Source organism: Clostridium isatidis, from assembly GCF_002285495.1.
Lineage (GTDB): Bacteria > Bacillota > Clostridia > Clostridiales > Clostridiaceae > Clostridium > Clostridium isatidis.
The window spans coordinates 2,690,417-2,705,000 of record NZ_CP016786.1 but is presented as its reverse complement, the minus strand read 5'-3'; the positions used below and the strand labels follow the sequence as shown (position 1 = coordinate 2,705,000).

15 protein-coding genes, 2 tRNA genes and 2 rRNA genes (1 of these 19 only partly in view) are annotated in these 14,584 nt (G+C 28.2%); 14 read left to right on the top strand and 5 right to left on the bottom strand.

The genetic code is table 11. From position 1 onward, the window contains the following. From BEN51_RS12830 to BEN51_RS12820, 3 genes are all read left to right on the top strand, one after another. Positions 1-965 (top strand): 23S ribosomal RNA (locus BEN51_RS12830); it begins 1,941 nt to the left of the window's first position. 52 nt (positions 966-1,017) lie between these two features. Beyond that, positions 1,018-1,134: ribosomal RNA gene (gene rrf, locus BEN51_RS12825) — 5S ribosomal RNA — on the top strand. Positions 1,135-1,141: 7 nt separating this feature from the next. Then, a tRNA-Phe gene (locus tag BEN51_RS12820) sits at positions 1,142-1,217 on the top strand. Between the two features lie 35 nt (positions 1,218-1,252). Here BEN51_RS12820 and bcp read toward each other — a convergent pair. Beyond that, the gene (bcp, locus tag BEN51_RS12815; RefSeq protein WP_119866410.1) at positions 1,253-1,705 is read right to left on the bottom strand and encodes a thioredoxin-dependent thiol peroxidase; all 453 of its coding nucleotides are present in this window, start codon (positions 1,703-1,705) and stop codon (positions 1,253-1,255) included. 169 nt (positions 1,706-1,874) lie between these two features. Here bcp and BEN51_RS12810 point away from each other — a divergent pair, with 169 nt between their 5' ends. Continuing rightward, complete coding sequence (locus BEN51_RS12810; RefSeq protein ID WP_119866409.1) at positions 1,875-2,621, top strand: peptidylprolyl isomerase; 747 nt, start codon at positions 1,875-1,877, stop codon at positions 2,619-2,621. Between the two features lie 68 nt (positions 2,622-2,689). Here BEN51_RS12810 and BEN51_RS12805 read toward each other — a convergent pair whose 3' ends face one another. Both BEN51_RS12805 and BEN51_RS12800 read right to left on the bottom strand, forming a co-directional pair. Then, positions 2,690-3,334, bottom strand: a complete 645-nt coding sequence (locus BEN51_RS12805; protein WP_119866408.1) for an HAD family hydrolase — start codon at positions 3,332-3,334, stop codon at positions 2,690-2,692. Between the two features lie 296 nt (positions 3,335-3,630). Next, a tRNA-Pro gene (locus BEN51_RS12800) sits at positions 3,631-3,706 on the bottom strand. Between the two features lie 153 nt (positions 3,707-3,859). Here BEN51_RS12800 and BEN51_RS12795 point away from each other — a divergent pair. The 4 genes from BEN51_RS12795 to rsmI all read left to right on the top strand — a co-directional run bounded on the left by BEN51_RS12795 (position 3,860) and on the right by rsmI (position 7,356). Continuing rightward, entirely contained in the window at positions 3,860-4,165 is a 306-nt protein-coding gene (locus tag BEN51_RS12795) for a hypothetical protein (protein WP_119866407.1), read from the top strand. Positions 4,166-4,401: 236 nt separating this feature from the next. Then, positions 4,402-5,619 carry a C40 family peptidase gene (locus BEN51_RS12790; protein WP_119866406.1) on the top strand — a complete coding sequence of 406 codons (1,218 nt, stop codon included), beginning with the start codon at positions 4,402-4,404 and terminating at the stop codon, positions 5,617-5,619. Positions 5,620-5,757: 138 nt separating this feature from the next. Continuing rightward, positions 5,758-6,507: a tRNA1(Val) (adenine(37)-N6)-methyltransferase gene (locus tag BEN51_RS12785; protein ID WP_119866405.1), complete on the top strand. Its 750-nt coding sequence runs from the start codon at positions 5,758-5,760 to the stop codon at positions 6,505-6,507. Between the two features lie 3 nt (positions 6,508-6,510). Then, positions 6,511-7,356, top strand: a complete 846-nt coding sequence (rsmI, locus tag BEN51_RS12780) for a 16S rRNA (cytidine(1402)-2'-O)-methyltransferase (RefSeq protein WP_119866404.1) — start codon at positions 6,511-6,513, stop codon at positions 7,354-7,356. A 65-nt stretch (positions 7,357-7,421) separates the two neighbouring features. Here the strand turns inward: rsmI and BEN51_RS12775 are convergent, their stop codons facing one another. Next, positions 7,422-7,661: an AbrB/MazE/SpoVT family DNA-binding domain-containing protein gene (locus tag BEN51_RS12775; RefSeq protein WP_119866403.1), complete on the bottom strand. Its 240-nt coding sequence runs from the start codon at positions 7,659-7,661 to the stop codon at positions 7,422-7,424. Between the two features lie 460 nt (positions 7,662-8,121). Here BEN51_RS12775 and BEN51_RS12770 point away from each other — a divergent pair, with 460 nt between their 5' ends. From BEN51_RS12770 to BEN51_RS12755, 4 genes are all read left to right on the top strand, one after another. Continuing rightward, a complete protein-coding gene (locus tag BEN51_RS12770; protein ID WP_119866402.1) occupies positions 8,122-8,712 on the top strand; it encodes a DUF1836 domain-containing protein in 591 nt (196 codons plus the stop codon). Positions 8,713-8,773: 61 nt separating this feature from the next. Next, the gene (locus tag BEN51_RS12765) at positions 8,774-8,923 is read left to right on the top strand and encodes a YvrJ family protein (RefSeq protein WP_119866401.1); all 150 of its coding nucleotides are present in this window, start codon (positions 8,774-8,776) and stop codon (positions 8,921-8,923) included. A 97-nt stretch (positions 8,924-9,020) separates the two neighbouring features. Continuing rightward, positions 9,021-11,309, top strand: coding sequence for an ATP-dependent DNA helicase (locus BEN51_RS12760; protein ID WP_236906224.1), 2,289 nt, complete (start codon positions 9,021-9,023; stop codon positions 11,307-11,309). Between the two features lie 10 nt (positions 11,310-11,319). Further along, positions 11,320-11,952 (top strand): cyclase family protein, encoded by a 633-nt coding sequence (locus tag BEN51_RS12755; RefSeq protein ID WP_119866400.1) that lies wholly within the window; start codon positions 11,320-11,322, stop codon positions 11,950-11,952. Positions 11,953-12,133: 181 nt separating this feature from the next. On the opposite strand, the gene BEN51_RS12750 is transcribed toward BEN51_RS12755, so the two are convergent. After that, complete coding sequence (locus BEN51_RS12750) at positions 12,134-13,012, bottom strand: aldose 1-epimerase family protein (protein ID WP_119866399.1); 879 nt, start codon at positions 13,010-13,012, stop codon at positions 12,134-12,136. Between the two features lie 234 nt (positions 13,013-13,246). Here BEN51_RS12750 and BEN51_RS12745 point away from each other — a divergent pair, with 234 nt between their 5' ends. After that, complete coding sequence (locus BEN51_RS12745; RefSeq protein WP_119866398.1) at positions 13,247-14,089, top strand: YihY/virulence factor BrkB family protein; 843 nt, start codon at positions 13,247-13,249, stop codon at positions 14,087-14,089. A gap of 70 nt (positions 14,090-14,159) precedes the next feature. After that, a complete protein-coding gene (locus tag BEN51_RS12740) occupies positions 14,160-14,531 on the top strand; it encodes a single-stranded DNA-binding protein (RefSeq protein WP_119866397.1) in 372 nt (123 codons plus the stop codon). Positions 14,532-14,584: the final 53 nt, after the last annotated feature.

Below are 14,584 nucleotides of genomic sequence, written 5' to 3'. Positions count from 1 at the left end.
AAATTCCTTGTCAGGTAAGTTCTGACCCGCACGAATGGCGTAATGACTTGGGCACTGTCTCAACTGCAAATCCGGCGAAGTTGTAGTGCGAGTGAAGATGCTCGCTACCCGCGATTGGACGGAAAGACCCCGTAGAGCTTTACTGTAGCTTAGCATTGAGTTTCGATATTGTCTGTACAGGATAGGTGGGAGACTGGGAAACTGGGGCGTCAGCCTCAGCGGAGTCGTCCTTGGGATACCACCCTGATAGTATTGGGATTCTAACTGGACGCCATGAAGCTGGTGACAGGACATTGTTAGGTGGGCAGTTTGACTGGGGCGGTCGCCTCCTAAAAAGTAACGGAGGCGCCCAAAGGTTCCCTCAGAACGGTCGGAAATCGTTCGTAGAGTGTAAAGGCAGAAGGGAGCCTGACTGCGACACCCACAAGTGGAGCAGGGACGAAAGTCGGGCTTAGTGATCCGGTGGTACCTCGTGGGAGGGCCATCGCTCAACGGATAAAAGCTACCTCGGGGATAACAGGCTGATCTCCCCCAAGAGTCCACATCGACGGGGAGGTTTGGCACCTCGATGTCGGCTCGTCGCATCCTGGGGCTGAAGTAGGTCCCAAGGGTTGGGCTGTTCGCCCATTAAAGCGGCACGCGAGCTGGGTTCAGAACGTCGTGAGACAGTTCGGTCCCTATCCGTCGCGGGCGTAGGAAATTTGAGAGGAGCTGTCCTTAGTACGAGAGGACCGGGATGGACTGACCTCTGGTGTACCAGTTGTTCTGCCAAGAGCATAGCTGGGTAGCTAAGTCGGGAAGGGATAAACGCTGAAAGCATCTAAGCGTGAAGCCCCCCTCAAGATGAGATTTCCCATAGCATAAGCTAGTAAGACCCCTTGAAGAACACAAGGTTGATAGGTTAGAGGTGTAAGTATGGTAACATATTTAGCTGACTAATACTAATAGGTCGAGGGCTTGACCAAAATAATAATGGCTATATTCATGTGCAATTTTCAGAGAACAAGTTCTCTGAAATCTGGTGATAATGGCGTAGAGGAAACACTCCTTCCCATTCCGAACAGGACAGTTAAGCTCTACAGCGTCGATGGTACTGCAGGGGAAGCCCTGTGGGAGAGTAGAACGTTGCCAGGTTATATATGCCTCGATAGCTCAGTCGGTAGAGCAGAGGACTGAAAATCCTCGTGTCACTGGTTCGATTCCAGTTCGAGGCACCAAAATAAAAAGCACTAACAATTGTTAGTGCTTTTTATTATTTTAAATCTTCAATTATAGTTTCCACGTGTCCTTTTACTTTTACTTTTCTATATTCTTTTATTAGGATTCCATTTTCATCTATTAAGAATGTACTTCTTTCAATTCCCATAACTTTTTTTCCATACATATTTTTTTCTTTTATTACATCATATAAGTTACAAACTGTTTTATCTTCATCACTTAAAAGCACAAATGGTAAGTTAAATTTTTCAATAAATTTATTATGTGAATTTAAATTATCCTTACTGATTCCAAGAATTATTGTATTTAAATCACCTATTGCTTTAAAGTTATCTCTAAAGTCACAAGCTTCAGTAGTACATCCAGGAGTATTATCCTTTGGATAAAAATATAATATAACTTTTTTTCCTTTATAATCACTTAATTTATGATTTTTTCCATCTGATCCTGGTAATTCAAAATCAGGTGCTAATTCTCCAATATTCATAGTGGTTCCTCCTTTTATAATTTAATATTTTATTAGTTAAATAAAATATTAGCAGAATATAAATTTTTAATCAAATAAATATAAAATAAAATAATAACAGTATATTTTTTTAGAAACTTTGATATAATTAGTTATGTTATTAAAATAATAAAAATAAAGGAGAAAATTAATGCAAGATAAAATATTAGCTAATGTAGCGGGAAGACAAATAAAAGAAGCAGATCTGCAAAATATGATAAATAGATATCCAGCAGATAAAAGAGCATATTTTCAAACAGAGGATGCAAAAAGACAATTATTAGAGCAAATGATTTCTTTTGAATTAATAAATAAGTTTGGAAAAGAATTAAAAATTGATGCAACTGAAGAATATAAGGAAAATGTAAGGCAAGCAGAGTACGATATATTAACTCAATTAACATTGAATAAAATATTATTAGATGTTACTGTTACAGAAGAAGATGCTTTAAATTATTATAATCAAAATAAAAATCAATTTGTTAAGCAGCCTACAGTTTCAGCTAAGCATATTTTAGTTGATACAGAAGAGCTTGCAAAAAGCATAAAATCCGAAATAGAAAATAATGAAATTACTTTTGAAGATGCAGCAGCAAAGTATTCAAGCTGTCCATCAAAAGAGCAAGGTGGAGATTTAGGAAGCTTTGGTAAGGGAATGATGGTTAAGGAATTTGAAGATGCTGCCTTTAACTCTGAATTGAATGTAGTAACTGATCCAGTAAAAACTCAATTTGGATATCATTTAATCAAGGTTGAAGAAAGAAATGAAGCTGAAGAAATGAAGTTTGAAGAAGTTAAAAATCAAATAGTAAATAATTTATTACAACAAATGCAAGAAAGAAAATATCTTGATACTATACTTGAATTAGAAAAGAAATATGGTGTAACAAGAGCATAATATATAATTTGCAGTTTCCTACGGATAAATTTAAGTATTATCTATAGGAAACTGTTTTTATATTTATATTATTTAATAAGTTCTTTAAAACTTGTAATATACTTGTCAGCTAATTTTTCAAGCTCTTCCCTTTGGTCTTTAGAAGCCTCATCATAGATAGCATAAACCTTCATTCCTGCAGATTTTGCTCCCTTAACAGCTTGTACTATGTCTTCAAATACTAAACATTCCTTTGGATCTAAATTCAACTTTTGTGCTGATAATATGTATATATCTGGATTGCTTTTTGATTTTTTTACTTCTTCAGTAGTTGATATGGCATCAAAATAATTATATATGTTATTATTTTTTAATGTTGCTTCTAATAAAGGAACAGAATTACTAGTAGCTAGAGCAATTTTAATATTATTAGAACGAAGATAGTTTAAATATTCAATAACTCCTTCTTTAAGTTTAATTGTATTTGAATAATGGTAATGAGCCATGGTATTCCATTTTTTTATTATTATGTCTGGATCATCTTCAATATTAAATTTTTCTTTAAAATAAAGAGCTGTTTCTGTAAGTGTTAAATGAGTAATTTCTTCTTGTAAATTAGAAGGAACCTCATGATTATATTCTTTTAAGTACTCCTCATCAATTTTGGACCAAATCCCCATAGAGTCAACTAGAGTTCCATCTAAATCAAAAATTACTCCTTTTATATCCTGCATATTAAAACCTCCACTTTTTATTTATTAAAAAATAAATTTTTATAAAATAATATTTAAAAAATTATAACAAAAAGCTACTTATATAACTATAATAATTATAAGAACTTTTAGGGGGAAAGTCATTGGAAAGAATTATTATGGCTATCTATATTTTAACTATCCCAATTATAATTCATATATGTAATTGTATTGGTATTGAAGAGAAATTTAAAGAAGCAGAAGAATATATAGATTTTAACTAATGTTCAAAAGATAGAAAATAAAAAAATCTTCTCTAATTGAGAAGATTTTTCTTATGGTCGGGGTGACAGGGATTGAACCTGCGACCTCATGGTCCCAAACCACGCGCGCTCCCATCTGCGCCACACCCCGCAATATGATACTATTATACAGTGAAAAATTGTACATGTCAACTTTAAAAATTTGATATTTATTACTAATGTAAACAGGGAAACATAATAATTATATTGAATATTTTATAAATTTAATTTAGTATATATATTAAGTATACTAATGGAGGAAATTATGAAGGGAACAACTATAGTTATACTATTATCAAGTATAGGTTTTATAATAATAGGTTTAGTATATTTGAGAAGCAAAGGAATAAGAAAATCTTTTGAGGAAAGTAATATTTATAAAAATACTGATAAATATATAAAAATAAATGGATTATCAAATTTAATATTAGGTATGTTAGGTATTCTAATAGGAATAATTGACTATTTTAGTATATTTACATCTAAGTATATAGTAATACTATTTATTGCTTTAATACTAGTTCAGTCAATAATTCACAAGATAATTTCAAAAAATAATAGAAATATATAATTTTTTAAATATTACTTAATCAGTTCTTTTTTATATTTTGTAAAGCATATATTATAGGGGAAAGTAAAAAACAATAGAAGTTTTTTGAATATTTTCCAGTTGAGAATATGTATAGAATACATTTACATGACCTAAATATCTAATTTATTAAAAATTACCATTGTCTAAGGTTTCCATAAGTGTTATAATGGTAATATCTTAGGTAAGGAGAGGGGGATGGTCTTAGGACCAAACTTATGAATAAGAAACTTTTATCAATTGTTATGGCTGGAGCTATAACAATGGGGTTAATTCATCCAGTTTTTGCTACTCCTAATGAGGAGATTATTGAAAATCAAAGAAAATATGAAGAATTAAATAGTAAAATAGAAGAAATACAAGGTGAGGTATTTAAATTAAATGAACAAATAATGCCTTTATCAGACAAGATTGAAGAGAATAACAAACAAATAGATAATATTAAACAAGAAATTAAAAACACCAATAAGGAAATAGAAACAGCAAAAGTTGAAATTGCTGAAAAGGAAGAAATTCTTGGAAATAGGCTTAGAGAGCTTTATAAATCAGGTGGGCAAGTTAATTACTTAGCTCTTATTTTTAGTGCGGAAAGCTTTAGTGATCTTATTACAAAATTAGATTCTGCAGCAAAACTTATAAGTATAGATAAGGAAATAGTTAATGATTTAAAGGAAAAAAAGGAAAGCCTTGATGAAAAGATAAATTCCTTACAAGTTAAGGCTGATGAAATTACAAAAATAAATGAAGAAACAAATAAAGTATTAGAAGAATTTGAAGAGAAAAAGAAAGAGCAAGAAGAGTTAATTGCTCAGATTGAAGCAGAAAGAGCAAAATTTGATGAGGAATTCCTTTCTGTATCAGAAAGAGAACTTGTTTCTTATCAAATTGATGTAATAAATTCTTCAAGTTCAATATCTGAACTTCAAAGTGCTGCTAGCCAATTAACTAATATTAAAGATTATCAACTTAAGAGTCCTACAGTAATACAAGAAGTTGAAGATGCTATTTATGCTGCAACTTTAAAAATTGAAGAATTGCAGGCACAAGAAGAAGCAGAAAGACTTAGCGCTAACAGAGGACAAACTTATTCAGGTTCTTCAAGTTCTATAGTTAGTTATGCATATCAATTTATAGGAACTCCATATGTTTATGGGGCAACTGGTCCTTCAGCTTTTGACTGTTCTGGATTTACAAGTTATGTATTTAGAAATGCTGCAGGAATAGAAATAAGTAGAACAACATATTCTCAAGTAGGTGTAGGCCAAGAAGTATCCTATGGTGAATTGCAACCTGGAGACTTAGTATTTACTTACGGTTTAGATCATGTGGGAATATATGTTGGAAATGGACAATATATTCATGCTCCTTATCCAGGAGAATCAGTAAAAGTTTCTCCAATAACATCTTTCTACACTGCTAGAAGAGTAATTAATTAGAAGTTAATTTATAGTGGTTATATAACTCCGTCAATTTTAGGCGGAGTTATTTTTATGATATTATATATAGTATAATAAAATAAATTATATTTTTTCGAATTTTGATAAGAATATAGATAAAATGGTTGAGGTATATATATGAATAATAATATTAAGTTGTTGGAAAATGAAGCAATAGATGATTTGCAATTAGATAATCTTTATTTAATACAAAAAAAGTCAGGCTTTAGGTTTGGAGTAGATGCAGTATTATTATCAAATTTTGCTAAAGTTAAAAGAAGTCATAGAGTAGTTGATTTATGTTCAGGAACAGGAATAGTGCCATTTTTAATATATGGTAAATATAAGGCAAAAGAGATTGTTGGGGTTGAGATTCAAGAGGATATGGTAGAGATGGCAGGCAGAAGTTCTAGATATAATGAAGTTGAGGAAATAATAAAGTTTTATCAAGGTGATTTAAAAGATATAAAGTTTTTAAATACTTTAGGTAAATTTGATGTTTTAACTGTTAATCCTCCATACAAGTTAAATAATACAGGAATAATAAATTCAGAAGATAAACTAGCTATAGCTAGACACGAAATTTTATGTAATCTTGAAGACGTTATTGTTGCTAGCAGGAAGCTGCTTAAGGATAATGGTCGAATGTATATGGTTCATAGGCCTGAAAGATTAATAGATATATTTCAATTAATGAGAAAGCACAAAATAGAGCCTAAGAGAATACAGTTAGTTCATCCTAAGGTTAATAAAGCTCCAAATATAGTATTAGTAGAAGGCCAGAGAGATGGAGGAGCATATTTAAAATGGGAAGATCCATTATATGTTCATAATGAGGATGGGAGTTATACAAAAGAAATAAATAAGATTTATGGAAGGGAGCTTTAATTTATGGAAATTGGAAAATTATATTTAGTACCTACCCCAATAGGAAATTTGAAGGATATAACATTAAGAGCGTTAGAAGTATTAGAAAATGTAGATATAATTGCAGCAGAAGATACAAGGCAAAGCCTTAAACTTTTAAATTATTTTAATATTAAGAAACCGTTATTTAGTTATCATAAACATAATGAACAAAGTAAAAGTGAAGAGATAATAAATAAATTAAAGGAAGGACTTAATATTGCTTTAATAACAGATGCAGGTACTCCGGGAATATCAGACCCAGGAAGTGTTATAGTATCTAGATGTATTGATGAAGATATTTCATTTGAAGTATTGCCTGGTGCAACTGCTATAACCACAGCATTAGTTTATTCTGGATTAGATACAACTAAGTTTATATTTAGAGGATTTTTACCTAGAGAAAATAAGGATAGAAATTTAATAATTGAAGAAATTAAAAATTATAGAGAAACCTTAATAGTATATGAGGCGCCCCATAGGTTAATAAGTACTTTAGAATATTTAATGGAGGTATTAGGTAATAGGAGAATATCTGTATGTAGGGAGTTAACTAAGCTTCATGAAGAAATATTTAGAGGGGATATAGGTTCTTCTATAAGTTATTTTAATGAAAATAAACCTAGGGGAGAATTTGTTTTAGTTATTGAAGGTAAAACTGATGAAGAAATATTAGCTGAAAAAGAAGCTTTATGGAAAGACTTAAGCATAAAAGAGCATTTATTGAAAAAAATTGATAGTGGAATAAGTAAAAAAGAGGCAATAAAGATAGTTGCAAAAGAAAGAAATATTTCTAAGAAAGAAGTGTACAAATATTCGACAAAAATTTAAGTTTTCTAAATAAAATAGCTGTTACACAACTAAAGTTATGTAACAGCTATTTTATATTAAAAAAATTACTTCTTAAGTTCATTCATACAGTTTTTGCAGATGTTTTTACCTTTATAGTTAATAACATCTCTAGCATCTCCACAGAAGATACAAGCTGGTTCATATTTCTTTAATATGATTTGTTCTCCATCTACATAGATTTCTAAAGCATCTTTTTCAGCTATATCTAATGTTCTTCTTAATTCTATAGGAATAACGATTCTTCCTAATTCGTCTACTCTTCTAACTACTCCAGTTGATTTCATAATAAATTCCTCCTTCAAACAAGTTTCGACATCTTGCATGTTTATATTAACAAAATTGTAATTAAAAGTCAATATTAATAGGGAAAATTTTTGTTTTTATAAAAAAATCATGCAACATAAAACCATAATTACAATATACTCCCATAAATTAGAAAAGTCAATAGTATTTAATCAAAAAATCCCGAAAATTAAAAAAAATGTAGAATGGCTTGTCCTCATACTTTTAAAGAATATAATCTTATTAAATTAGAATAAAATTAAAAAAATAATGATAAAATAAACAAAAATTGTAAAGAATAATAATGTATTAGTGTATTGTTAAAAATTCTACAAAAATAATGAAAAATTCAAAATATTAGAATTTTTATTTTATAATAATAAAATAAGGATATAATAACTTGTAATAAGTTTATAAATACTATATAATATTACCTATAACAGATTTATAGAGGTGGATAAGATGGCAAAAAGGATTAATGCTGATTATATAGGTGAATTAGCAAAAGATGTATCTAATAATATTATTATTGACTATGATGAACTTCCTAAATATGATTTATTTTTATCTCAAGTAATAGATTTCTTAAATGACAAGTTTTCTGATGATAAATATACCAATAATATAGTACAGAATTATATAAAAAGTGAAGTTATAACTAAACCTGAAGATGGTAAGAAAAGAGGCTATACAAAATTACATCTTGTACAATTAGTTCTTTTAAGTTATATGAGACCAGTATTAACTACAGAAGAAATTAAAAAGGTTTTCACTATGGCATTTAATGATATAAATAATAGAGAAGATGATATAATATCTTGGGAAAAAGCTTATAGAATATTCTCAGAAACCCAAAGTAAAAGCTTTAAAAATTTATTAGCTAATTCTTCAATAACAGAGGAAAAAATTAATAATGTAATTTCTGAATTAAATCTTAATGAGAAAGATAAAAATAGTATAAGTACATTTTTAATAGTAATGTCATTAATTGCTCAATCAAGTGCTATTAAAAAGTTAGCTCAAAAAATTATTGACGAATATTATTTAGAATAAATTTAAATAAGCTCCAAAATTCTTATTTATTGCATATATGAATAATGGGGTGATCTAGAAAATGGAAGATGTAGTTCAACTAATATCAAATTTAGGTTTTCCAATTGCAATTTCTTTATACTTGTTAATTAGAATAGAAGGAAAGTTGGAAAATCTTACGATTAGTATTAACAATCTTTCACAAAGTATAAACTCAATAAAAAATACTTAATTTATATTTAAAGAAGGGGTTGTTTATAACAACCCTAATTTTATAATTAAGATGATGTTTATAATTTATTTATATTTAAAGATTGGAAGATTATATTATGATTAGAAGAACGATTATTAAGGAATCTGTTAGAGGAATAATTGAATATGTTTTAAAAGAAGGAAGTATAGATGATAGATATCTAGGAAGAACTAGGGCTATTGAAGGAACCCTTGCCCATCAAAAGCTTCAAAAGCTAAATGAAAATATTTATGAAAATTATAATAAGGAAGTTCAGTTAGAAGAAGAGTTTATTATAGATGATATAGGCCTAATTGTTGAAGGTAGGGCAGATGGAATAATAATAGATGGTGATAAAGTTTATATTGAAGAAATTAAATCTACATATAGAGATTTAATTAATATAGATGAAGATTATAATGAGCTTCATTGGGCCCAAGGAAAGTTTTACGCTTATATTTATGCTCTTAAAAATAAACTTAATGAAATATATGTAAGATTGAGCTATTTTCAAATAGAGACTGAAGAGGTAAAAAGTTTTGATAAAAAATTTCAAATTAAGGAATTAGAAGAGTTTATTTATAATATATTAAGCGAATATAAAAAAATGATTATTTTAAGCTTAGAACTAAAGGAAGAAAGAGATGAATCAATTAAAGAACTTAAATTTCCTTTTGAAAAATACAGAAAAGGACAAAAAAAGTTAGCAGTTACCTGTTATAATACAATAAAGGAGAGAAGGATTTTATTTGCACAAGCTCCTACTGGAATAGGAAAAACAATATCTACTTTATTTCCAGCGGTTAAGTCTTTAGGAGAAGGTAAGGGCAGCAGAATAATGTATCTAACAGCAAAGACTATAACCAGGACTGTTGCCGAAGATACTGTAGAAACTTTAAAAGAAAAAGGCCTTGTATGTAGGAATATAACTTTAACTGCTAAGGAAAAAATATGTTTTAAGGAAAAAGTAAAATGTAATCCAGATTATTGTGAATATGCTCTAAACTATTATGATAAAATAAACGAAGTTATTTATTTTCTATTAAAGAAAGAAAATAATTTTTCAAGGACTAATATTGAAAAATATGCAAAGGAATATAAAGTATGTCCTTTTGAATTATCTTTAGATTTAAGTTTATGGTGTGATTTAATAATATGTGATTATAACTATGCTTTTGATCCTAAAGCTAGATTAAAAAGGTTTTTTGAAGAAGATATTAATAGTAATATATTACTTGTTGATGAAGGACATAATCTTATAAATAGAGCAAGAGAAATGTTTAGTACTGAGCTTTATAAGAGTAAAATCTTAAGTGGAAGTAAAATAGTTAAAGGAAGGGCTAGAAAGTTATATAAATCTCTAAAAGATATTAACTCATTTTTTATAGAATTAAGAAGAGAACTTCAAGAAAAGGAAATTAATAGTTTATATAAAAAAGAAGAATATAAGGAATTATATAAACTACTTAGTAGATTTTTAAAAGAATGTGATGAGTACTTAATAATTGCCCAAAATACAGAAGGATATGAAGAAATAAAGGACTTATATTTTGATATAAGGAGTTTTATTTCAATTTCTGAGTTATATGATGATAATTATGTTACATTAATTGAACAGGAAAGAAGCGATATTAAAATAAAATTATTTTGTATAAATCCTTCAAAAAACTTGGGAGAAATAGTAAGAAAATCTTATTCAAGTATTATTTTTTCAGCTACATTAACACCTTTAAGTTATTATATTAATTTGTTAGGTGGAGATATTGACAGTTATAGACTTAGATTACCTTCGCCTTTTAGTAAAGAAAATTTAAGAGTATATAAAAACCCTTTAAATATGAGATATAAATATAGAGATAAGAATATAGATAAGCTATGCGAGATAATAAAAAATTTTACTAACGAAGAGATAGGAAATTATATGATTTTTTTTCCTTCATATGAATATTTGAAAAAAGTTTATTTAAGATATGTAGAATTATATGGTGAGGAAAGAACTATAGTTCAGGGAGAAGCTTTAACTGAAGCTGAAAAAGAAGGGTTTTTAAGTAACTTTTATGAAGGTGCTAATATAAGTGCTTTTTGTGTTATTGGAGGAATGTTTTCTGAAGGGATTGACTTGCCAGGTAAAAAGCTTATAGGAAGTATAGTTATAGGGGTAGGATTTCCTAAAATATCAAATGAAACTAATATTATAATGGATTATTTTAAAGATGAAGGATTTGATTATGCTTATGTGTATCCTGGCATAAATAAAGTTATGCAGGCTATAGGAAGAGTAATAAGAAGAGAAGAAGACAAAGGAAGAGTACTATTGATAGATGATAGATATTTTAATAGAAAATATATAGATTTATTGCCAAGTGATTGGCAAGGGATGGAATAGAGGGGGAAAAATGAGAGTAATTGATTTAAGTCATAAAATAAGTGAAAATATGATTACATACACTAAAGATGAAAGGCCAGAAATATATAATATGGCAACTATTGAGAAGGATGGATATAATGAAAAAAAGTTAAATATCTGTACGCATATAGGAACTCATATAGATGCTCCAAGCCATTTTATAGAAAAGGGAAAGAATATAGATGAATATAGTGTAGAAAATTTTATTGGATTAGCTTTAATAATAGATGTTTCTCATTTAGAGCAAATAACAATAAAGGATTTATTGCCTTATGAAAATGCATTAAATAATTGTGACTTTTTAATATTAAAAACTGGATGGTACAAATATTGGAATAAGGAAGAATATTTTTATAATTATCCTAGTTTAACTGAAAACGCAGCAAAATGGCTTTGTGAATTTACTATTAGAGGAATTGGTATAGATGCAATATCTCTTGATAAATTTGATAGTATTGAATTTGAAATACACAATATTATCTTATCAAGAGGAAGATTAATAATAGAAAATTTAAATAATCTAGATTTAATAAAATCAGATATGTTTACTTTAGTTACAATTCCATTAAAAATAAAGGATGGAGATGGTTCTCCAGTAAGAGCAGTAGCACTGGAAGAATAGCTTCAATAGCAATTTTAAATTATAATGTAAAATTTGGAATGATCTTTAGTTACTTTAAAACTTAAAAGATTAAATAAAAAAGCTATGGCTAACGAATTTTAACTCGTTAAGGCGATAGCTTTTTTATAATTCAGATATGTTAAATTATTAAAACTCTATTATTGAATGAGTTATATTCTAGTTATTTTAAATGTAAGCTGTAACTAGCCGTAAAGATTTCATTAGATTTTAACATTTGATTTCCTTCTTTATCTTTAAAATCACCTTTAAAATCAAAGAAATCTCCATGACCATACCAAGGTTCAATACATATAAACGGAGCTCCAGTTGCTTTTGTCCATAAAGCTAAATATGGAAAGTTAGTAAAATCCATAGTTATTGACTTATTGTTTTTATCTGATTTTAAAGTTATGGAGTTAGATTTTAATGAATCAAATATTAAAGCATCATATTCAAATAATTTTAAATCAAGCTTTATCTTATTTTGATTATTTAAAAATTCTTTTCTTTCTCTTGTAAAATAGCCAGTATTTATATCAGTAAGCATAACTTCAGCAGTTTCTTTTTGGTCAAATTCAAAATAATAATCTTCAAATTTTTCGTTTTCAAATAAAGGGCACATAAAGGCAGGGTGTCCTCCTATTGAAAAATACATATCTTTATTATCTAAGTTTTTAACTTCATATCCAACCTTTACTCCATCTTCTAAAAGATCATAAGAAAGTCTTAAAGAAAACTTATAAGGGTATAACTTTAAAGTATCTTCGTTCCATAGTAGTTCAAAAACAATTCTATTTTCAGTTTTTTCTATCATATTAAATTCTCTTACTCTTGCAAGCCCATGTTGAGGAAGATTATATTCCTTTCCATCTACTATATATTTTCCATCTAGAACCTTTCCAACTATAGGAAATAAAATAGGGGAATGGTATTTCCAATAAGCTTCATCTCCATTCCATAAAAATTCAACAGAATCTTTCTTTGTAATTAAGTTATTTAGTTCTCCACCATAAGTATTAGCAGTAATTTTAATTTTTTCATTTTCTAATGTATATATCATAAAACCTTATCCTTTCTAAATTCATTTATGTAAATTATAACATAAATAATTATGATTAGAAATCGTTTAACTTTATATCGATTAAATAATAAAAAGAGATATAATATAGAAATAGATATAATACTAAATAGGTTATAATAGTATATATAAGAAAGATAATATTAATATATTTAGATAGAAAGGAGAATTTAGGGAGAAATTTCATTTTATTATATTTCTCGCTAAATTATATAAATGAGTAAAAATAGCAATAGAGAAAATACTAAACTTGAGAAACTTGTGTTTTTTATAGTAAAAGTTAATAATGATGATGTATTTGCTTTAGCAGCACAATTAGCTTATAACTTAATATTATCATTTTTTCCTTTTTTAATATTTATAATGAATCTTATTGCTTTTAGTCCTTTGGATTCTTTAAATATTATAAGTGCTCTAGGAACACTTCTTCCAGATAATGTTTTAAGCCTGATAGCTACTACATTAGATGAGATAGTAGGAACACAGAATGTTGGATTATTGGGAGTTTCTATAGTATTAACTATTTGGTCTGCTTCTTCTGGCTTTAGGGGTGTAGTTAAGGGGTTAAATAAAGCTTATAATATCCGAGAAAGAAGAAATCTTATGAAGATGCTAATGATATCAATGTTTTTTACCTTGGCTCTTTCAATGGTAATAGTATTAGCACTTGCAGCATTAGTTTTCGGTAATTTAATAGAGGAATATTTAATGGTTATATTACCTTTTGAGTCAGTAGTTAATTTATTGTGGAATTTAATTAGATATATAGCAGTAATAGTAATTATGGTATTTGTTTTTGCTTTATTATATAGATATACTCCTGCAGAGAAAATTCCATGGAAAGAAGTTATTCCGGGAGCAATTTTTAGCAGCTTAGGATGGATAGTAATATCTTTGATATTTTCATTTTATGTAGATAATATTGCTAATTACTCAAGGCTTTATGGAAGTCTTGGAGCAGTATTTGCTTTAATGATTTGGTTATATATAACATCATTCATTTTACTTATAGGAGCAGAAATAAATTCGGTATTATCAACGAGAAGAAAAAAATATTAATTTTATAGTTTTATGTATATAAAAACACTAACTGGATATAATCAAAGAAGAAAGTCAGGAGGTGTATAAAATGAATAAAATAGTATTATTAGGAAAATTAATTAAAGACCCTGAACTAAGAAATGTTGAAGGTAGCGATAAAATTTTCACTAAATTTATAATTGCAGTAGAAAGAAATTTTAAGTCATCAGATGGAACAAGGAAATCTGACTTAATACCAGTAACCTTTTGGGGAAGAAAAGCAGAAGTTATTTGTGAATATATGAAAAGAGGCAGCTACATAAGTTTGAGTGGAAGACTTAGAACAGGAAGTTATGAAGATAAAGAAGGCAAGAAAAAATATATTGCAGAGGTTATAGGTGAAGACTTCAAATTTGTTAATAACAGGAGAGGTGAAAAAGACTCTAAATCAACAGAAAATATTAATAATTTAGCTAATTAAAATAAAAGGTCAGTTACATTTCTGTAATCTGACCTTTTAAATTATGGATAAGT